Annotated in this window: 15 protein-coding genes; 1 reads left to right on the top strand and 14 read right to left on the bottom strand. The window is 30.1% G+C overall.

The window, feature by feature from the left end:
- Nucleotides 1–9 precede the first annotated feature (9 nt).
- From AAT22_RS03795 to AAT22_RS03740, 12 genes are all read right to left on the bottom strand, one after another.
- Nucleotides 10–1467: a VanW family protein gene (locus tag AAT22_RS03795; protein WP_242849781.1), complete on the bottom strand. Its 1458-nt coding sequence runs from the start codon at nt 1465–1467 to the stop codon at nt 10–12.
- A 286-nt stretch (nt 1468–1753) separates the two neighbouring features.
- Nucleotides 1754–2695, bottom strand: coding sequence for a glycoside hydrolase family 25 protein (locus tag AAT22_RS03790; protein ID WP_047000306.1), 942 nt, complete (start codon nt 2693–2695; stop codon nt 1754–1756).
- 64 nt (nt 2696–2759) lie between these two features.
- Complete coding sequence (locus tag AAT22_RS03785; RefSeq protein WP_084820713.1) at nt 2760–4340, bottom strand: ATP-binding protein; 1581 nt, start codon at nt 4338–4340, stop codon at nt 2760–2762.
- Complete coding sequence (locus AAT22_RS03780; protein WP_047000305.1) at nt 4330–5043, bottom strand: response regulator transcription factor; 714 nt, start codon at nt 5041–5043, stop codon at nt 4330–4332. Before AAT22_RS03780 ends, AAT22_RS03785 begins: the two co-directional genes overlap by 11 nt.
- Nucleotides 5044–5423: 380 nt before the next feature.
- Complete coding sequence (locus AAT22_RS03775; RefSeq protein ID WP_016208734.1) at nt 5424–6284, bottom strand: ROK family protein; 861 nt, start codon at nt 6282–6284, stop codon at nt 5424–5426.
- Between the two features lie 87 nt (nt 6285–6371).
- Nucleotides 6372–7268 carry an aldose 1-epimerase family protein gene (locus tag AAT22_RS03770; protein WP_047000304.1) on the bottom strand — a complete coding sequence of 299 codons (897 nt, stop codon included), beginning with the start codon at nt 7266–7268 and terminating at the stop codon, nt 6372–6374.
- A gap of 5 nt (nt 7269–7273) precedes the next feature.
- Nucleotides 7274–8272 carry a sialate O-acetylesterase gene (locus tag AAT22_RS03765; RefSeq protein WP_047000303.1) on the bottom strand — a complete coding sequence of 333 codons (999 nt, stop codon included), beginning with the start codon at nt 8270–8272 and terminating at the stop codon, nt 7274–7276.
- Between the two features lie 76 nt (nt 8273–8348).
- Entirely contained in the window at nt 8349–11747 is a 3399-nt protein-coding gene (locus AAT22_RS18525; RefSeq protein ID WP_052953902.1) for an LPXTG cell wall anchor domain-containing protein, read from the bottom strand.
- Nucleotides 11748–11814: 67 nt separating this feature from the next.
- On the bottom strand, nt 11815–12441 hold the full coding sequence (locus AAT22_RS03755) for a hypothetical protein (RefSeq protein WP_016208738.1): 627 nt from the start codon (nt 12439–12441) through the stop codon (nt 11815–11817).
- Between the two features lie 20 nt (nt 12442–12461).
- The gene (locus tag AAT22_RS03750; RefSeq protein ID WP_047000302.1) at nt 12462–14597 is read right to left on the bottom strand and encodes a hydantoinase/oxoprolinase family protein; all 2136 of its coding nucleotides are present in this window, start codon (nt 14595–14597) and stop codon (nt 12462–12464) included.
- Nucleotides 14598–14678: 81 nt separating this feature from the next.
- Nucleotides 14679–15971, bottom strand: coding sequence for a citrate transporter (locus AAT22_RS03745; protein ID WP_016208739.1), 1293 nt, complete (start codon nt 15969–15971; stop codon nt 14679–14681).
- An 11-nt stretch (nt 15972–15982) separates the two neighbouring features.
- Complete coding sequence (locus AAT22_RS03740) at nt 15983–17353, bottom strand: FAD-dependent oxidoreductase (RefSeq protein WP_016208740.1); 1371 nt, start codon at nt 17351–17353, stop codon at nt 15983–15985.
- 338 nt (nt 17354–17691) lie between these two features.
- Here AAT22_RS03740 and AAT22_RS03735 point away from each other — a divergent pair, with 338 nt between their 5' ends.
- Nucleotides 17692–18549 (top strand): MurR/RpiR family transcriptional regulator, encoded by an 858-nt coding sequence (locus AAT22_RS03735; RefSeq protein WP_016208741.1) that lies wholly within the window; start codon nt 17692–17694, stop codon nt 18547–18549.
- A gap of 65 nt (nt 18550–18614) precedes the next feature.
- Here AAT22_RS03735 and AAT22_RS03730 read toward each other — a convergent pair whose 3' ends face one another.
- Both AAT22_RS03730 and AAT22_RS03725 read right to left on the bottom strand, forming a co-directional pair.
- A complete protein-coding gene (locus tag AAT22_RS03730; RefSeq protein WP_047000301.1) occupies nt 18615–18989 on the bottom strand; it encodes a BlaI/MecI/CopY family transcriptional regulator in 375 nt (124 codons plus the stop codon).
- Nucleotides 18990–19281: 292 nt separating this feature from the next.
- Nucleotides 19282–21381: a sodium-translocating pyrophosphatase gene (locus AAT22_RS03725; protein ID WP_156174280.1), complete on the bottom strand. Its 2100-nt coding sequence runs from the start codon at nt 21379–21381 to the stop codon at nt 19282–19284.
- Nucleotides 21382–21756 lie beyond the last annotated feature (375 nt).

The following is a 21756-nucleotide window of genomic DNA, read 5'->3' as shown; positions in this document are numbered from 1 at the left end:
TCTATCATTTTAATTTGCTTCTGTTGTATTTACAGGTGCTTCATTTGGTTTTGTATTAACCTCTTTCTTTTTAGTTCCCTTTTTTATAATTGTATTTGTTGTTAGGTAGACATCTGTTGCTATAAAATCTCTAGAAACTTCGACTCCATTTTCATATGTTACTTGATAGGAGCTTGCTTTGTATCCAGGCATTCCATAAACTTCTACTTTTTCAGTTCCTTCTTCCATAGTTGGATCTTCTTCATAGGTTATTTCAGGATTATATTTTTCATGAACTTCATTTACAAGTTCATAAGTTTTTCCACCCATTGCGTCTACATTACCATATACACTAAATGATACTACTCCACCACCTACATACCCTTGAATATATACTGGGAAATCATATGAATTTTTGAACTTATAATCTATAACTCCATTTGCTACAGTTGCATCTAATCCTGGTTCTGAATAAGAAACCGTTAGAGAATGATTCATTCTTTCTGTTGACCTTAAATTTGCTCTCATAGCTGCTCTATAAAGAGTTGTTGATACTTGGCATATTCCTCCACCATAATCTGGTACTATTTTATTTCCTACATAAGTATTTGCTTTTTCATATCCCTTATCTGGAGTTGTATCACCTATTAATTCATTATAACTAAATTCTTCTCCAGGCATAACTATTGTACCACTAACAATTTGTGCCGCAATTTCCATATTTCTAACTCTTCCATCACCAGTATTTTTATAACTACTACTATACCCACTAATTTTTCCTGTTATTTTATTTAAATCATCAGCTTTTATCTTAGCTTGTTGTTCCTTTAATTCAAAAGATAATTCCTCCATACTATCAGGATTACCATTAATATTTTCTATTAATTGGTTATGAAGTTCTTCATCATCTATTCTCTTTCCATTAATATCTGGAGTAACCGTTATATTCCCTGAATTTATTTCTATTGCAGCATTTTTAGCTACTATATTCACTTCAGATTTTACTTTTTCTTCAAAGGCTTTTAAGCTTTCTTCATCAAATGAAATCTTTGATTCTATATTAACAACATTATTATTTTTTATCATCGAATTCTTTGCCATGATGCCTTTATCTTTTCCATAATTGATAGCATCTACTACAGTAGCCTCTATATCATATTTAGGATTTATATCCTTATAATTTAGCTCTAACTTCTTATCTCCAACCAAAACTGCTAGTTTCTTGTCCATAATTACGTTAGGTAATTTCTCATTTAGCAATGCTATGGCTTCATCTTTATTTAATCCACTTAAATTTACACCATAAACACTAATCCCTGGATAAATTTTATTTTCCCATGCTTTAACTCTGTTATTAACTGAAACAATATATGATATAATTCCTATAACTAATAATACACTTACTACTCCTGTAGTTATTAATAAGTTTTTATTCTTTTTTAGTATTAAACTTTTTTTGTTTTTATTTTTTTCTTCCAAATGCCCCACTCCTCTCTAGAATAAATTTATTATAATTTGAGAAAACATAACTTTTACTATGATTATAATATTACTATATCATTATTATTATATTATATTCTATAGTTTATTTTAATATATTTATGTAATGATAATAATTATTTTTTCTTATTTATATCTTGTGATAATATTTCTTATATACATTAAAAAGTGTACCTTTTTAATTACAATATAATTAAGGCCTATAATACTAAATTTAACTTTAATATTATAAGCCTTTAGATAAATTTTAAACTTAAATATTTTATTAAATATTCTATACAGTAACTCTGCTTCTTACTTGAGAAGTTTCTCCATCATAATCAAAAGCCTCTATTGTTATATTAACAGGAGACGTTGTTGGAACTGGTAGTTCTGATAATGCAACTTGGAAATTGGTATCATCTTTTCCTACTGTTCCAATCCAATATCCATTTTCAAATAAATTATATCCTAATAAATCTACATCATCATTTCTTCTCCATGAAACCTTTAATAAACCACCTTCTTTGACAGCTCTTAAATCTCTTACTTGTCTTGGCTGGATAAGTAAATCTATATTATCAGGTCCCCAGTTTGCATCAACAGGATTTCCGACTCCATTAACAATTTGTCTATCACTAAATTGCCATACTCTCCATCTAGTCCATCCACCTAGATTTGGTGGATAATCTGGATTGATTTCAACATGTGTGTACATTGCTATCCATAAAGGCATACTTTTAAGTGGTTGACTTCCATCAGGCAATTTAAAATCATTATATAGTTCTATGAAAAATGCACCTGTATATAGCATTAATTTTCTTCTAGTTTTTTTTTCGAATCTCTTTCTAAATCTTTCTATCCAGTCTATTAAAGCTTTTGTACTTATTTTATTATCTATTGGTGTTTCAACATCTAATACTGGAAATAAATCTCCGTAGTTTTTTTCTCCAAAACCTTCCTGCAATATGTTTATGAAATCATCACATTGAGAATCTGCAGTTGTTAAGTCATAAGAAGGCAAGGCAAAGTGGTATGCTCCTACTGGTATTCCATAATCTCTAGCTGCTTTAGCAAATTCTAAGAATCTTCTATCAACTCTAAATCTGCCTGATCCAGACCCAGATGCTCTTACATATAGAAAATCTATAGTTCTTGCTAGAGTTTGAAAATTCACTTCTTGTGTATATTCATTTATGTCTATTCCAAATCTACTATTAGGATTTTTATTTTGCATTTTTCCTCCAAGAAAAATAATCTCTATATTAGTTTATTACTATCTTTCTTAAAGGTTACTTTATTTAATGTCTTATTGACTTTAATTTTATAAAAAAGCTTACATCATTATCTATGCATTCAGCCCATATACTTCCACTATGTAATTCTATTATATTTTTTGAAATAGCAAGACCAAGTCCACTTCCCTTTGTATTAGAATTTCTAGCCTCATCAACTCTATAAAATCTATCAAACAGTCTATCTACCTTTTCTTTTGGAATATTTTCTCCTCTATTATTTATTACTATATTTACAAAACCTTCAGATTCATATGAAGATATTTTTACCTGTCCTGGCTTAAAGGAATATTTAATTGCATTAGAAAATAAATTTTCAAAAACTCTAACCATTTTTCCTGCATCAATTTCTACAATACTTTTTTCATCTACAAACTTTTTAACTACTTCTATTTCATTTTCTTCAAAAACAGGAATATACTCTTCTATAATCTGAGATAAAAACTCTACAATATTAACCTTAGTTTTCTCTAATACTATTCCCTTATTATTAAGCTTTGTATATTCAAATAAATCTTCTATAAGTTCTTTAAGTTGATTAGACTTATTAAAAGCTATATTTAAATATTCCTTCATAATACCTTCATTTTCATATTTTCCATCTTTGACTAATCCTATATACCCCATTACAGAAGTTAAAGGGGTTCTTAAATCATGTGAAACATTTGTAATAAGCTCACTCTTGGTTTTTTCTGCTCTTCGTTCTCCTTCAATTCTATTTTCTATTTCAAAAGCCATATTATTTATATTCTCCGCTAATTTCTTTATTTCATCTTTTCCCTTTTCTTCAATTCTATAAGATAAATTACCATTTGATATAACTGTTACTCCAGATACTATTTCTTCTATGTATTTCATTTTTTTATTAGTTATTATTATAAATATTGATATGAACATAATAACTGATAAGAAAAGAGCTAAAAATGAATTTTTATCTACATAATAATCATAAGATATATATGGTGTTGGTATTTTAAAATATATAAGATATGCTCTATCTTGACCTATATTAACTGGATAAAGAAAAACTCTCTCATCTCCGTCTTCCGCTACTGAATTACTCTTATCTATTACTGCATATATATCTAATTTTTCTTGAAACTCTCCATTTATCTTATATAATATCTTTCCATCTAAATCTGTTATATATATCTTAGTCTTTTCGTTATAATTTTGCTCTAAGATACCTTTTATTTTAGTTTCATCCTTTAGACCGTCTATTTCTTCTCCATACTCACCACTTAATCTTTTAGCTATATTATTAGCTTCTGATTGGATTTCACCAATATTATATTCAAGATTAGTTATTGTTTTATTTTGAGATAACATATTGTTAGCAAAACCATAAAACATAAATGATAGAAAGAAACATATTCCGAAAACAACCATAAGCTCAAATCTTATACTTTTCTCTATTCTTTTATATATCCATTCAAAAACTTCTCTAATTCTCATGCCTATTTTAGAGTTATAAAACTTACTGATAATCCTAACCATAAAATTTCCTGAACTTCCTATTGATTTAGTACTATCTTTCTCAAGCTTTTCTTTTTTTCCTTTCTTCTCCTTTTTCTTTCTACCTATCAATTTTATATCCTACCCCCCATACAGTTTTTATGAACTTTGGTCTTCTAGGATCATCTTCTATTTTCTCTCTCACTTTTCTTATATGGACCATAACTGTATTATCAGATTGCATAAAATCTTGTTTCCACACACTGTTATATATATTTTCAATACTAAATACTTTTCCTCTATTTTCTCCTAGCAAAACTAATATATCAAATTCCGTTGGAGTAAGTTTTATTTCTTCCCCCTCTTTAAAAACTTCATGTGTTTCTAAATTTATACTTATTTCATCAATATATAGAATATTATCTTCTCTAACTTCAAGCTCTTCCTTAACAATTGTTTTATTAAATCTTTTATATCTTCTAAGTTGTGATTTAACCCTAGCTACAAGCTCCAATGGATTAAATGGCTTTGTTAAATAATCATCAGCACCTGTGTTTAACCCTAATATTTTATCCATATCTTCAGATTTTGCAGATAACATTATTATAGGCATTTCCCTTTCTTCTCTTATTTTTAAACAAGCCTCTATACCATTTACCTTAGGCATCATTATATCCAATATTATTAAGTCAACATCATTATTTGAAAGCATATTTAATGCCTCTTCACCATTTTCTGCTTTTATTGTTTCATATCCTTCACCCTTTAAATATATATCTATTAAATCTCTAATTTCCTTTTCATCATCTACTATTAAAATTCTTTCTCTACTCAAAGAAATTCACTCCCCTCTACTTCTAAGAATTAGTTTACCATAAAAGAAGCAGTCTTTTAATTCTTCATTTTAATTTTTTACTTCAATTATTTGTATTAACTATTTATTTATATTTTAGTTAAAATATCTTAATATTAAACTTTATTATTCCTTAAAAAAACCTTAATATCTGATACTTTAGAATTATGCTTTGTAAAGACATACTATAAATATAATATATTTATTTAAACTTATATAAAAAAGAATGTTTAAAAGTAAATCAAGTTCTAACTTACTTTCAAACATTCTTTTTGTCATAAAATCAATCTTTACATTAATTAATCCCAATTTTACAGCTATTATTAGTTAACCTTAGTTCATTTATAATAGCATTTGTTATATTAAATTTCTATATCCTTAGCTAAAAGTAAACTTCCTATAATTCCTGCATTATCTTCAAGTATTGGTGGCACTATAAATTCTTCAAGATTAGGCATTTCAACATACTCTGCCATAAGTTTTTTTAATTCTCTTCTTATTAACGGAAAGACTTGTCTTTGCTTCATAACTCCACCACCTAAGATTATACGTTCAGGACTCAATATTAAAACATAACTCATTATTGCTTGGGCAATATAGTAAGCCTCTATTTCCCATGCTTTTTCATTTTTCTCTAATTCATATGCTTTCACTTTATATCTTTCTTCAATAGCTGGTCCAGCTGCCATACCTTCAAAACAATTTTTATGATATGGACATTTGCCTTCATAATTATCTTCCTCATGTCTTCTAACTAAAATATGCCCCATTTCTGGATGGCTAAAACCTTCTAATATTTTACTATTTACTACTGCTCCACCACCTATTCCAGTTCCAATAGTTAAATAAATACAACTGTTTAAACCTATTGCTCCACCCTTTTTAAGTTCTCCATAAGCTGCTGCATTTACATCTGTTGTCCATGCAATTGGAATATTATACTTTTCTTTTATTGCACCTATAAAATTATAATTATTCCATCCTTTTTTAGGAGTACTTGTTATATAACCATAGGTTTTAGAATTTTTATTTATATCTATTGGCCCAAAAGAACCTATTCCTATTGCACATATCTTATATTTATCAAAAAATTCAAAAACTTCTTTCATTGTTTCTTCTGGAACTGTTGTTTTTATACTTACTCTCTCTAAGATATTTAAGTTTTCATCACTTACTGCACAAACAAATTTTGTTCCTCCAGCTTCTATTCCTCCATATAGCATAATAATGCCCTCCCTTAGTTTTATTAATTCCTATATTATAATATAGAAATGTGTAATTGGAAATATTTTGATTAATTCATTTTAAAATCATATAATCCTATTAACTTTTATAATATTAACAGTATAACCAAGATTACATTGTTTATTTTGGTCTATGGTAATCATATATGGCTTCTCTTCAAAATACTTACTATCATCCGTCATAGCTGGTAGCCCATGCCAGGGTTCTAAACAAATAAAAGGCGCTCTCTTTTTAGGAAAGGTCCATAACGCTAATACAGGAAATCCCTCAAAACAAAATCTAACTCCATGATTTCTTTTATTATGTTTAAGAACTACTGAATTTGATTGTATTTTATCTAAAATTATTGCACCTCTATCAAAAATTTCATAATTTAGCGGTAACACATTGGTATTGTTAATATATGGAATAGATTCCTCTTTGCTAAAAGCCTCATCATTAGGAGGAATCATCGCTTCGTTTGTAATTCTTTTATCAAAAAGTATTGAATACTCATCAAAACTTTCATCATTATTCAAAGGCACTTTAAATCCAACATGGCCACCTATGCAAAAACTTATTGGCTTATCATCTATATTCTTTATACAATAAGATGTTTTGAATCCATACTCAATTAATTCATGCTTAATATATAATTCAAATTCATAAGGGTAAAATTTACGTGTATCATCATTACTTCTAAGTAAAAACAATATAAAATTGCTTCCCTTTTCAGCAACTAAGAAATCACTATTACGAGCAAACCCATGTTTATTAATACTAAACTTTTGTCCACCAATAATAGTCGTATTATCTTTTAAAGCCCCTATTATTGGAAAAAGATGAGGTGAGCGCCCTACCCAATATTTTTCATCTCCATTCCATAAATACTCTAATCCACTTTCGTCCTTATAAGAAATTAATTCTCCTCCAAATGTATCAGCAATTGCAGTAAATTCATTTAATTTTAGTTCAATTAACATAAAAACTACTCCCTATTAGCGAAAAAATACTTTACCAGAATTTCAAACCAGCTTATGCCATGAGCCTTTAGCCCTTTAAGATTAAAATGAGCACTATTATTAATTCTATTATCTCCCAAAATATTATCTGTGTTAGGTCCCAATAAAACATCTTTATCATTACAACAATTTCTTTGAGCCTCCAAAATAGCTTTCTTATCTATATTTTCTGCTTTTGGATGATAAGATGCATTGGCTATTACCCAAGGAATATTTAATCCAGTATCTCTACGGCTTCTATATATTAAACTCTTTAATAATACTTCATATTCTTCTCTAGTAGTTTTATTAACAGCATCAGTTTCTCCTTGATGCCACAGCACAGCTCTTGCTCCATTTTCCTTTATTGTATTTAGTGCATTAATTATTCTTTCATATTTAATAGTTCCTTCTCCGAATTCCTTAATTCCAACCCCTCCCCATCCTGTTGCTAAAAAGCCTATTGGCATATCTAACTCTTTGGCTAGGGCTGACCCTAAAGTCGGCCAAATTGAGCCTCCATTCCCCATATCTACTTCCGGTCCAATTTCACATGGTTGAGGATCCTTACATTTAATCCATTGGTTGATTTGTGTATTCCAAGATAATACTCTATTATCATCACTTTCAGTTAATACTTCTCCAAAATTCAGGGAATTTGATTGGCCACCTGTGATAAAAATCTCTCCTACACCTATATTTTCAACGAAGTCCTCTTCAACAACATTCTCATCTTCGTCAAAGGCTTTCATTCTAACTTTATACCATCCAGTGCATGGTAATTCTATTTTCACAGTTCCTCTACCATAATATAATTCTAAATTAATCCATGGAGTTTCAACATCTTTACCAGTTGCCTTAACTTTAATTGTTACAACAGGTCTTGTATAAATAATTTCAATAGGTATAATTGCTTTATTTTCATTATTTCTTTGATAAATACAAGGACTTAATGGTTTATTTATTATTGTACAACGTGGTTGCATTAATATCCCTCCTTAAAAAGACCATATCAGGAAGTAATTATAAGCTTCTTAATATGATCCTTTCATCTAATTCTATTTATACCTTAATCTTCTCTCCCTTTTTAGCAAATATAAATATTCCTATTACTATAAGGATACTTGCTATATACGGTAGTTTAGATGATGCATCCCCTGTATTCGGTAGATATCCAATCTCATTTGATTCTTCAATAGGATTAGTAGGCTTCTCAGCTGGATCTGTAGACCCTTCTTCTGGATCTTCAGGCTGTTCACCTGGATCTGTAGTTCCTTCTCCTGGATTTTCAGGCTCTTCACCTGGATCTGTAGGTTGAACTTCTATTACAACTGAAGTATGAGCAATCCTTGAACTAGGAATTGATCCTGTACCTGCAGTGCTTCCTGCTGTATAATACATGTGTAATATATTATCTTCCTCATAAAACCAAGCATCTGATGCTTTATTTGAATCAGGTTCTTCTAAAATTGAATCATAAAGTGTACCAATTCTCTGTACAGCCCTAAAATCATCACTTATAGATTCAATCTCTATATCTCCATTTGAATTATGAAATACAATATATTTATTATTATCCCATATCAGCAACCTTGGTGATGCAATATTACCTTTATCCTTATCTATTGGCGTGATTAATGCCTCTTCATTTACTTCCCAATCTTCTCCATTCTGAGAAGTTGCATAGTTAACTTGTCTTTTACCTCCAACATTACCTGTTAGTAACATTGTATATTTATTTCCATTGTCAGTTATCTCATTATTATAAACACTTACTTGATAGGCTTGACTACTCTTTCCATTAAAGTCACTTAAATCTATGACTTTCTTTTTAAAATTAAAGTTAATACCGTCTTTAGAGGTAGCTAACATTACTGAATTCTTAGCTTGACTATAATACATATTAAGCTCACTAGATTCATTATTCCATATTGGAGCTGCACCTGTAACATCTCCTTTAGAATCTCCGCTTAAAGTGCTTGTTATAATTGGTGCTCCGTGATTATATGGAGTCCATGGTCCTTCTGGACTTGGAGCTGTAGCTAAAGCAATTCCACCACTTCCACTAACATAGCTAAAATACATATAATAATTATCAATAGGACTTTCAAAATAATCTTTTGCTTTAATTACTGAAGGAAGTTGAATGTTTGATCCTGTTCCTTTAGTTAGTTGATTACTATTTAATATTGTTTCTCCAGCTTTAAATTCAGGTAACTCTATATTTTCAAAAATTCCTAGGGTTACTATATCACTAGTTATACTTTTGCCATTATAAGTTGCAGTAACTGATAGTTCTACTGTTCCTTGAACCAATGCAATTAAGTTACCATTTTCAGACTTTAATATATTTTCATTGCTACTATTAAACTTAAGGTCTATATTCTTTAAGTCTGAAATTCTATTATCCTTTAATAATACTTCAACCTCTGGTTCTACATTTTCACCAACTATTAAATTTGGCTTATTAATTTTAAGAGAAACATATTTAATTTCATTTTTCTCTTCATCACTTAATTCTTTTGCATGAATTATATTGGCATGAAGACGTTTTCCACCCTCATAAAACATATGCCAAACACCTTCATCATCTTGTATAAATACAGGAGCACCAGATCTTGCGTAGTCTGGATAACTATCTGATGAGTCATAAAATACACCCCAATGGATTTCTTTATCTAGACTCTCTCCAACTTCCACTGAATACATATTTCCTGTACTTCCATGACACATTATATAATATCTGCCTTCCCATTCCATAAAATATGCTCCAGATATATTTCCAGCATAATTCATATTTGGGTCACTATCTGGCGATACCAATGCTTCCTTTACAGGAGTCCAATCTATTCCATCCTTCGAATGAGCATAATAGATTTTTCTCATATTGGCAGTGTTATTTATCATAATTGTCATTATATATTTATTATCTAATCCAGGAATTTCATGCTCCACTACACGTGCATAGCTTGATTCTGTCAGACCTTTACCTGTTGGTGAGAAATCATTAGCTCTAACACATTCACCACCATATGTCCAATTTACTAAATCATCTGATGTAGCATATCTTGTTACATTATTTTCTCCATGGAAGTACATAAAGTACTTATTATACGTAGAATTCCACATTACATCTGGAGATGAAACATGTGTTACATTATAATAGTAATTCCCATTCTCACTTTCCCAACTATTGGATATTAAAGGATTACTTCCATATTCAGTCCATGGTCCATCTAAAGTTGGTGCTGTTGCTAAACATATTCCAGCTGGAGCATCATGTGGTGCATAGAACATATAATAACGATCAATTGAATTTTCTATTGGATGAACCTTTGTATCTACAATTGAAGGAAAATTAAATTCCTTTGTTGGATTATACTTATAATCATCAATTTTTATGATTTCATCTATTGAATAGAAGGTAGGAAAAACTGGTGCCTCTAAGTTTTCAGTAATTATATATTGATCAGAATTTCTTGAAATGTTATCAAATTTAACTTGTACATAGTATGTCCCTATTTTAAGAGAATCTGGCAAAATTAAATTTATCTCACCTTGATTATTTATAATAGTACCTTCATTTCTTATGCCACTAACAGGTATATTTTTTGAATCTACCAATAAAGCTTCAAAAACTGTGCCATCATCAACTAAATTTGTTTTAATTGATGTTCTTATAGTATTTTCACTTCCCTCTTTATGAGTGTAAGATGAAAGTGTTACTTCGGATATTTCTTTTCGTTTCTCAGGTAGAATAGTACCATTCCCTATTTGTACTGACTTAACATCTAGATTGCAAAGATTTCCTACATCTGCACCTAATCTTACCAAGTCTCCATCCTTCATTTTAGCAGCATCTATCTTTTCGAATACCTTATTATCATCAATGTACAAATCGAAACTTCTATTTCCAGTAGTTTTATCACGTTCTCCAATTAGGAATGTATATTCGTGCCACATAGTCGTATCTATATTAACTACTTTATTATCTCCATTCCAATTAATTGCAGTAACCTTACCTGTTTTATCATCACCGTATGTTAAAAATATTTTTGAGATTCTTCCATTTTCATTGTTATCAATCCCCTTAGTCCTTATTGATATCTCACTACCACCGCTAGCAATAGGAGCTGGAACTCTAGCCTCTATTTTCACTGTAAAAGCTTCATTGTCCGGTAAATCTAAATTGGAAGGTGAGGCTAACCATAGATATTTTCCTTGTTCATTATCAGATAAAGTTGATTTTGAAATGTTAGCATACCCTTCATCTTCATTAAAAATCACTTTACCATTACCAGCACCAACTTCTCTCCAATTACCTATATTTGACATACTCTTGTTGATTATATTCCATATATCCTGCTGTCCAATATTATAAGCGTAAGCAGATGTAAAATTTGCAAATATCATTACAACAAGATAAATTATACTTGTCCTTTTCAAAATATTTTTTTTCATCCCTATCTCCTTTATGTTTAGACTCTTTTTGATATACTTTACAAATTCTTATTACTATCTTTGACTTCTACATACAATAGTTCTTGTACATATCCGCCAATTCATCTAAGTATGTATCTTTTATCTTGCCTATATTCATAAGATATTTATAATCATAAAAATTGGGAAGACAATCTAACTTTAGTATCTTTTTAGTAAATCCATGGGCTGCTATTTCACTGCACCTACTTATATTTGCCTTACGCTTAAAATTCATAAACTTTACTGTAACAACTGGGTCTAAAACCTCTGAAACTACTGTGTTATTTGATAATTCATGATAATGAAAAAATTCATGACATAGATGAATCTTTAGTGATAATTCTTCTGATATACCACTAATATTAGCTAATTCTTTTATAGAATCTTTATAAATTATAACTTTGCTTTTATTATGTTTATCCCACTCAAATTGTGCTCTGAAATTAACATTATAAAAGTTACCATTATTTTGTGAGTATTCGATATCTATTTCATTAATTTTATATAATTCAAATATATCGTGAACACTATATAAATCAGCTACTTCATATCCAATCTCTAAGCTTTTTAATATATAGTCTTTCACCTTATATTTTTCAATTTTATGAAAAAGTAAATCTTCAGATATTTCACCAAAAGCAAGCACCTGATCTAAATCTTCAATCCTTGTCATGATATTCCCTCATTTCAAAATTATTTATATGCTACAGCAATTATATTGTCATCATCTTTTAAGAATTCAGTTTCTAAGTCAGTGATTGATAATAACTGTTCTAAATTTTGCATACCAGTTAAATCAAGCATCTTTTCCTTATAAAATAGAAATACTTTAGGTATAGTTGCGTTTGCATCAGAGAATGTAGTGTTTTCATCAACAAATTCAACAAATTTGCTGTGGATTTCAGATTTTGAGAATTCCACAAAAAATGCCTTCTCCTTCTTTAATCTCACTACACCTTCACGATCTATTACACAACTACTACTTTTTTTCTTTTTGATTAATCCAAATAACTTACTTTCCTCAACTAAGGATTCAATTAAATGCCATCTACCTGTACTAAAAATAGGAGACACATTAGTTAAATTACTTCCTAAAGCCTCAGAAGCAATTTTTAATAACTCTTCTTGGTTAAGTGATTTTGCATTCAAATCCTTGTTTCTAAATTCAGTGGCACCAGTTGCTACTGCACGTACAATATTCTTTTGACTATCAATTTCTATGTTGACATCTACCGTTTCTTCATTTGCTCCAGATTGAATAATCTTTTCTATTACATCTGCACGTATACGCTTAATGTCTTCTTCTGTAGGATTAACTATTGTACGTTCTATCTGCTCTCTTACCATTGCAAGGGCAACACCTATAGTTGAAATAAATGGTGCATTTTTTGCTAACTTCCATTTGAAATCATAGTGTTCAGCTAATGCATTTACTACAACTGCACCACTTCCACCTCCACCTACAAGGACTATGAATTTTCTATCTAGATCATATTCTTGAATTAATTCATCAATTACTATAGATAATTTATTTATTGCAATCTTCATTACTTCCTTAGCAGCTTCTTCTATACTTAAGCCAACATATTCTGCTAAAGTTGCCCATGCAATTCTAGCACTTTCAATATTTCCTCTAGCATAATCACCTTCTGGAACATAATTTAAAATATTCGCAGCACCTGCTAGTGTTAATGAATAATCATTACCACCTCCACTTTCAACTACTGCATATTCCTTTGGATCATCATCTCTTGGTGAAATAAACTTGATTTTAGGTAATGAAAACTTCTTTTCCTCTGTAAAGCATTCATATTCAATTCCTGCAATATGGGCACTTCTTGGTCCAACATCTACTATCTTCTTATCCTTAACTCGTATCATACTACCACCAGCTATGGCTAATGTTCTAACATCTAAAGATCTTAAGTATGTTTTATGACCTCCAACTTGAGCATATTTAATCATTACCTTACCATTTTTTATTACAGAAATATCTACACTTGTACCACCAACCTCAAAGAATATTCCATCAGAAACCTTTTCATACATTAATGCACCAGCAACTCCAGCTGCAAGTCCAGATAACATTGTTAAAATAGGTCTTTTTCTAACTTCATTTATACTCATTACACCACCATCACAGCGCATAATCATCAAGTTTGATTTTATATCCGTATCTATTACAGCCTTTTCTGTCATATTTGCTGTCTGCATCATTCTAGGTATTAAACTAGCATTTACAACTGCTGTCCTCGTACGCATTTTTAATCCATATAATTCAGAAATTTCATGTCCACCTGTAGCAAATAAACCCTTTCCATTTGCAATTTCAATTACTTTCTGTTCATTTTCTGGATTATCTACGCTATATGCTTCTGAAGCAACAATTACATCACATTTATCCTTAATTAAAGTATTTATTGCTTCATTTATTGAAGCTTCATTAACATCTTTAGAATCAATAAATAAATGCTCTGATTTTAAATACTTACCTTGAGCTAATTCAATATTCTCTACGTTAGTTTCCTTCTTTGCACCTCTTGAGTCAAAACCTGTACCCATACCAATAATACCAACGCTTGCTACATCACCTTCCAATAAAGCATTTGTAGCCTGCGTTGTTCCATGAGCTATGAATACAACGTCATTAGGAGAAATATTATTCTCTTCTAATATTGCTTTTATTATCTTTACAACTCCTACAGCTACCCCTTCTTCATGAGTAGTTGGAATTTTCATTTTAGCTATTAATTCATATGTTTCATTATCTATTGCTACAGCATCTGTAAAAGTTCCACCAACATCTATCCCGATTCTTACTTTATTCATAATAAATCCTCCTATCTTATATACAATGTATAGTTCATCTAAGACTTCCATTATTTAAGGTAGTCTTAGATGAATCTAATTCTAATAAATCATGAATGCTGCTACTATTAAACCAACAATTGTTGATAGAAAAATCCAAGGAATTGTTTTCTTTATTATTTCATTTACATCTTGTTTAGTGAAATCCGCAACCCATACATTATGAGAATTAGTAGGATCACATACAGCTTGCACATTTGAATCTAAACGTAAAGCTACCATAGCAGCTATAGGATTCATTCCTCCTGCAGCAAGTAAAGCAATAATTCCACTTCCTAATCCCCATACATTTAAAGGTCCACGATAAATTGCAAGTGGTGATAATAAACCAAATACTAATATATACATAATTGGATTTGATGGTATTAATAAATTAATAGCTGGTTGAAGGATTGCTGCTACTTCTGGTGACATTACAGAATTTAATAACATACCTATACCAATCATTAATCCTGCTGCACCTGCAACATCTTGAATACCTTCTACAAAAGCACTTGATACTATGTGTAAAGGATTTTTGGGAGTAGATAAAATAAGTGCAATTAAAATTCCTATAATAACTGCTGGTACTAATTGTAGTTTAAAAGCGAATACTAATACTACTGGGATAATTGGACTAATTAACGCTATAGTTCTAACTTTCTTTTCTGTTCCTCTTGCTTGTGCGTCTGTAGGCATTGCCCACGCTTTTCTAATTTTTCCTTGATACTTAACAAAATATACTATCATAAAAACTGCTACGATTATTAATGGGATTCCACATAACCATGAATACTTTGTAACTGTTTCAAGCGGTAAACCTAAAACATCAATATAAACTGCTAATGTACTAACTGAGAATGTTACTCCAATTCCGTTTGAAAGCAATAAAACTATTCCACTAACTAATGGGCTTAATCCTGCTGATATCATAATTGGTATAATGATTGTACCTACTAGGATTACCATACCAAGACCATTAGATGCCGCAAATATTACTGAAGATACAGCTAAGAATGCTAAGGCTATTGGTAACGGCTTATCTCCAGCAAGTTCAGCAGCTTTTTTTATAATTGTACTTGTAATACCAACCTTACTTAAAACTTTACCAAATAAGGATCCAAATATAAGACCAGCAATTGCTGTACTCATTCTCATGGAGCCTGCTTCTAATACATTTTTAGCTATAGTAAACTTTTCTGGGTCTTGTGCCATAAAAGGAATGCCAGCTATAAATGCTATTGCTATTGCCATAATTGGTAATGCTAAAATTGTTGAAATCTTCCTTCCTACCATTAGCCCTACCAAACCGAGAAATACCACTAAGATCAAAATTAATTGTAATGTACTATTCATAATTATTCCCCCTATATTTCAATATAACTTCCTTGTTTAATTAATAAAGATTGTAATTCCTTAATATCTATATTCCTAGTATCACCATATTTAACTGCTAATGCTGCAGCTACCCCAGCTGCTTGTCCTAATGCTGTCAATGTTGGTGTTGTTCTAATTGCTGCTTGAGCTTCGAAAGTTGCTGATACACATCTTCCTGTGACTAATAAGTTCTTAAATTCATTAACCACCATAATATCGTATGGAATACTATAATAATCATCAAAAGATTTAGCATGAACACTCATAGTACCTTCTCCCTTAGGGTTATGAATATCAATTGGATAAGCGGAATGAGCTATTACATTTTCAAATCTTTTCCTATCCAAAACATCCTCTGCAGTCAATGTATATTTCCCACATATTTGTCTACTTCCTCTAACTCCAATTGAAGGTCCCGTTATTACAACTTTTGCATTTTTAAATCCTGGTATTCTTCTTACTAGAAAATTGTATAGTTCTTCACATTGCTTACGACCAATGAATTCAGCCTCAGAGATACTTTTTGCATCTACTCCACTATGTTCAATTATTCTTGTTGTATTTATAATAAATTCTCCAGGTACTGAAGTTTCGAAAAATAGTATATCCTCTCTAGGTATTGATAATTCACCTTTTCTCTTACCTTCCTTAAATTCTTCATCAAATCCTATAAAAGATAAGGTTTGAGCTGAATCTAATAAACTAATATCCTTATTTAATCTAGGAAATTTTTCTGAATTCTCTCTAGCATAATTTCTTAGTTCTTTGCTGTCAACATCGTATAATTTCATATTCATTGTCATTGGTTGCATTGCACTGTCAGATTCTCTTCCTAATTTACATGGAACTTTACAGTAATTTGCAATATCCGCATCACCAGTTGCATCAATAAATATCTTTGCTTTATAAGAAGTTAGCCCATCCTTATTACAAATATAAATGGATTTTACTTCTTCATTTTCAAAATCTACCCCAGCAATAAATGAATGATATAACACATCACATTTAGCTTCAGTTATCATTTCATCTAATATTATTTTCATTCCCTCAGTACTAAAGGGGGTTAAGTAGCTTATATAATTTGTTGTATCACGAACATGTCCTGGAGAGTACCCCCTAGCTTTTAAGTTTTGTACAATCTCTTCACCTATTCCTAATATAACTTGTTTTTCTCCTGCGTGAAAGGTCATCATTGGTCCTACCCCACATGCAGTTAAGGCACCGCCTAAGTATCCATTCTTTTCAACAATTAAAACCTTTGCTCCATTTCTAGCAGCCGAAAGGGCAGAAATAGTGCCTGATATTCCCCCACCAGCTACAATTAAATCATAAACCTTACCATGTTCTATAATATTTAGCATTAAGCATTCCTCCATAATTAATTGATCTATCTAAACTTACAATTACCATAATTCAATCATAAGTTTATCATGGAATACAGATATATTATCAATTGTTTGTTAACGTTAACATTAATTAAATATTACCATCTTTTTCATTCCCAGTCAATGCTTTTGAATATTTTTTTCAAAAACTTTCATACTTTTTGAAAATAGGCCATTTATTTTTCTACTATACATATTTATCACTTATAATAATTATCAAATATTTTTACCTATTATTACTAGCTATGAATATTGTTTATAATAGAAAAATTTGTTATCATATAAGAAACAACTTTTTTATAGGAGGATGTTAAATGACATCTGTTGTAATTTCGAAAATAATCTCGTTACAATCTAGCTTTACAGTTAGTGAAAATGAAATAAGCCAATTCGTAATTAATAATACAGACTTTGTAATTACAAATACGATAACCAATTTAGCTAAGGCAATTGGTACTTCAGAAGCTAGTATTAACCGTTTTTGTAAAAAGGTAGGTTATAAAGGTTTTAATAATTTTAAAATAGCATTAGCTCAGAGTACTTCTAATAATACTAGAGAAATTCAAAATTATTTAAACAAAGATACTAATATAATTGAATCAGTATCACTTGATTATAGACAACTTATTAATAATACATCAGCTATGCTAAATGAAGAAGCATTAATTAAAAGTGCAAACCTTATTAAAGAAGCAAATAATATTCATATTATCTCTTTAATAAATACATCTTTTGTAGCAAATGAATTTGCCTTTAAATTATCACTAATAGGGTTAAATGTAAAATCTCATACTGATATTTTAGATATTCATCTATGTACTTCTAATATATCATCTAAGGATTTATTAATTGTTATAGTCCCTACATTACTATGTAAGGATATCTATCCTGCTTTAATAGCTTCAAAAGAACGTGGAGCTAAAATAATTTCAATAACAAGTAATGACTCCCCAAAATTAAATGACATAGTTGATGTTAAGTTAATTACTGCTGATAAAATTATTGCTGCTAATTCATTATCCCTTTCTAATAGCTTAATGACATTGTTTACAATTGATTTAATCTACTCCTTATTATTAAGAGATAATAAGAGTTTAAGGCAATGTAAAATGAGCAGTGATACAATTGTTAGTACACATCAAACAATTGACAGATATTTAATCGACTTTTAACTATAAAAATAAGAGCACTAAAGTGCTCTTATTTTTATCAGGAATATATAAAGTTTTTTGGCTAATTAAAATTTTATTTCATCTAATATATTTTTTAATTCATTTATATCTTCTTTAGTTAGATTATCCGATTTAATAAAATTTACTAACATTTCATTTACAGATCCATTAAATACCTTCCTTAAAAAACATTCGCTTTCTTCTTTAATACATTCTTCTTCAGAAATAAGAGGAAAATAAAAATATTCCTTTCCAAATTTTTTGAAGCTAATAACTTCCTTATTCAACAATCTACTAATAAGACTTTTTATAGTAGTTTTCTTCCATAATTGTTTTCCTCTAAGGCTTTCAATAACTTCACTTGACGTTACTTCTTCTAAACTCCATATTACTTTCATGACTTCCCATTCTGCATCTGATATTTTCGGTAAATTCCCCATAAATTTTCCCTCTCTTGATTACGATTGTAATTCTTAATTCAAGTTTACAACCGTAGCCAAAGCTTGTCAACAAATAATGGAAAAAGTATTATCTTATTAACATTTATACCTATTATATAAAGTATATTAACTTTATCGTTAGTATAAAATTTTAGCTATTAATAAAAATGCATATTCCCTTACAATACTATTATCAGAACAACTAAATAGTGTAGTAAGGAATATGCATTTTCTTTTATATTATATTCTAATATTTCTAATAAAGAGTTAATTTATTATATTTTAAATAATTTTAGAGATTTCCAAAAGCAAGTATTAATGCACCAAATACTATTGATACCATTGACATAAGCTTAATTAATATATTTATAGATGGTCCTGTGGTATCTTTAAATGGATCTCCTACAGTATCTCCAACTACAGCAGCCTTATGACAATCTGAGCCTTTTCCTCCTAGAACTCCTGATTCAATATACTTTTTAGCATTATCCCAAGCTCCACCTGAGTTTGACATCATGATTGCAATGGAAAATCCAGTTACTGTAGATCCTGCTAATAATCCTGCAACCCCATTTGGTCCTAATAATAAACCAACTACAATTGGTGTAGCAATAGCAATTACTGCTATTGTTATAAGTTCCCTTTGAGATGATTTTGTACAAATATCAACACATGAAGCATAATCTGGTTCTGCCTTTCCTTCCATAAGTCCTGGAATCTCTTTAAATTGCCTTCTTACTTCCACAACAATTTTAGATGCTGCCCGCCCAACTGCATCCATTGTCTTTGATGAAAATAGAAATGTAATCATTCCTCCAATAAATAGACCTATAAGAACTTGTGGATTTAATATAGATAAATTGAATTCAAATTTGTAAACTCCACTTTTAACCATATTTTCGATTGAATCTTTATACGCTGCAATAAAAGCAAGAGCAGTAAGTGCTGCTGAACCTATTGCAAATCCCTTTCCTGTAGCTGCTGTTGTATTTCCTAGGGAATCTAGAGCATCAGTTCTTTTTCTAACTTCTGGATCTTGATTTGACATTTCTGCTATTCCTCCAGCATTATCTGCTATTGGTCCATAAGCATCTGTTGCTAGCGTTATTCCTAAAGTAGATAACATTCCTACAGCTGAAATTGCTATTCCATATAAACCTAAATTAAAATCATTTGAGCCTCCTGATAAGTTAAAGCTTAGTAAAACTGATATTGAAACGATAATCACCGGAATTGCTGTTGATACCATTCCTAAAGATAGCCCCCCTATTATTGTCGTTGCTGGACCCGTCTTCGTCATATCAGCTAATTTTTTTGTTGGACTATAATTATCTGAGGTATAGTATTCTGTAAAAAATCCTATTAATATTCCAGATAATAGTCCTGATAGGATACTAAAATAAATTCCTATGTTTTCAGTTCCTAATAATGCTTTTACAATGAAAAAGGCTCCAACTGCTACAAATATGGATGATATATATACTCCTCTTCTTAAAGCTTTCAAAAGATTTTTTTGTGTTGCATCTTCCTTAGTTCTAACAAAGAATGTAGAAATTATAGATGCTACTACACCTAAAGCTGCAACTAATAAAGGAACTGCTACTCCTTTTACAGATAATCCTGCAGCTACTGCTAATGCACAAGATGAAACTAGTGAGCCTACGTATGATTCATATAAGTCTGCTCCCATCCCAGCAACATCTCCAACGTTATCTCCAACATTATCAGCTATAACTGCTGGATTTCTTGGATCATCTTCTGGAATTCCTATTTCAACCTTTCCAACTAAATCCGCTCCAACATCAGCTGCTTTAGTGAATATTCCTCCTCCAACTCTAGCAAACAATGCCATAGAAGATGCCCCTATACCAAATGTCAATATATTTGATGCTATTTCAACTACTCTCTCACCTTCTGGTAAGTAATTATAATAACAATTTAGAAATAAATACCCTAATGCTATATAAAATAATCCTAAAGAAACTACTACAATTCCAATTACAGCTCCACTTTTAAAAGAGATATTTAAAGCTCCATTCAAACTTTTCTTAGCAGCGGCTGTTGTTCTTCCATTTGCATTAGTTGCAACTTTCATTCCAATATATCCGCTTAAGCCTGATAAGAAGCCACCAATTATAAAAGAAAATGGTACAAAAATTGAAACATAATCAAATATGCTTAGAAATAAGAATATGACAAACATTAAACCGAAGAATATTCCTACTCCTTTATATTGTCTTTTTAAGTATGCATTTGCTCCTTTTTTAATACTGTTTGAAATCTTTTGTATAATTTCATCTCCATCATCTTCTTTTAGTATTAGATATAATTGATAAGCTGCAAAGAGTAGTCCTAAAATAGATACGATTAGAACTATAAAAATTAAATTCACAATAATTCCTCCCATTTTTATATAAATATATTATCTTCACTTTATTATACGTTTCATATTTCGAGAAAATACTTCACTATAGATTTAAATTGCGAAGCAATTTATATAGTTCACAGCGCACAATTCACAGTTCACAGTTTTTGGAATAAAGTAACAGGTAACAGGTTATGATATAAATTGCAAAGCAATTTATAAATTAAAGAATGAAAAAATTTAGGTTATTTTGTGGCACAAAACTAACTACTGTCCCTAAGCTTACCTTGAAGTAGATGTTTCTTAATTTTTAATTATAGTTTACTTCTAGTACTTGTTACCTGATACCTGTTACCTATAAAATCAAAACAACTGTAAACTGTGCCTTGTGAACTGTGAACT

The sequence above is a fragment of the Clostridium sp. C8 genome (assembly GCF_001010885.1).
GTDB lineage: Bacteria > Bacillota > Clostridia > Clostridiales > Clostridiaceae > Clostridium > Clostridium sartagoforme.
This window is presented reverse-complemented; position numbering and strand designations above follow the sequence as displayed.

Bases quoted from the DNA above. Each gene is read 5' to 3' on its own strand.
- AAT22_RS03730 (WP_047000301.1), bottom strand. From the start codon at position 18,989: ATGGGGAATTTACCGAAAATATCAGATGCAGAATGGGAAGTCATGAAA.
- AAT22_RS03745 (WP_016208739.1), bottom strand. From the start codon at position 15,971: ATGAATAGTACATTACAATTAATTTTGATCTTAGTGGTATTTCTCGGT.
- AAT22_RS03755 (WP_016208738.1), bottom strand. From the start codon at position 12,441: ATGACAAGGATTGAAGATTTAGATCAGGTGCTTGCTTTTGGTGAAATA.
- AAT22_RS03740 (WP_016208740.1), bottom strand. From the start codon at position 17,353: ATGCTAAATATTATAGAACATGGTAAGGTTTATGATTTAATTGTAGCT.
- AAT22_RS03765 (WP_047000303.1), bottom strand. From the start codon at position 8,272: ATGCAACCACGTTGTACAATAATAAATAAACCATTAAGTCCTTGTATT.
- AAT22_RS03790 (WP_047000306.1), bottom strand. From the start codon at position 2,695: ATGCAAAATAAAAATCCTAATAGTAGATTTGGAATAGACATAAATGAA.
- AAT22_RS03735 (WP_016208741.1), top strand. From the start codon at position 17,692: ATGACATCTGTTGTAATTTCGAAAATAATCTCGTTACAATCTAGCTTT.
- AAT22_RS18525 (WP_052953902.1), bottom strand. From the start codon at position 11,747: ATGAAAAAAAATATTTTGAAAAGGACAAGTATAATTTATCTTGTTGTA.
- AAT22_RS03750 (WP_047000302.1), bottom strand. From the start codon at position 14,597: ATGAATAAAGTAAGAATCGGGATAGATGTTGGTGGAACTTTTACAGAT.
- AAT22_RS03775 (WP_016208734.1), bottom strand. From the start codon at position 6,284: ATGCTATATGGAGGAATAGAAGCTGGAGGAACAAAATTTGTTTGTGCA.
- AAT22_RS03770 (WP_047000304.1), bottom strand. From the start codon at position 7,268: ATGTTAATTGAACTAAAATTAAATGAATTTACTGCAATTGCTGATACA.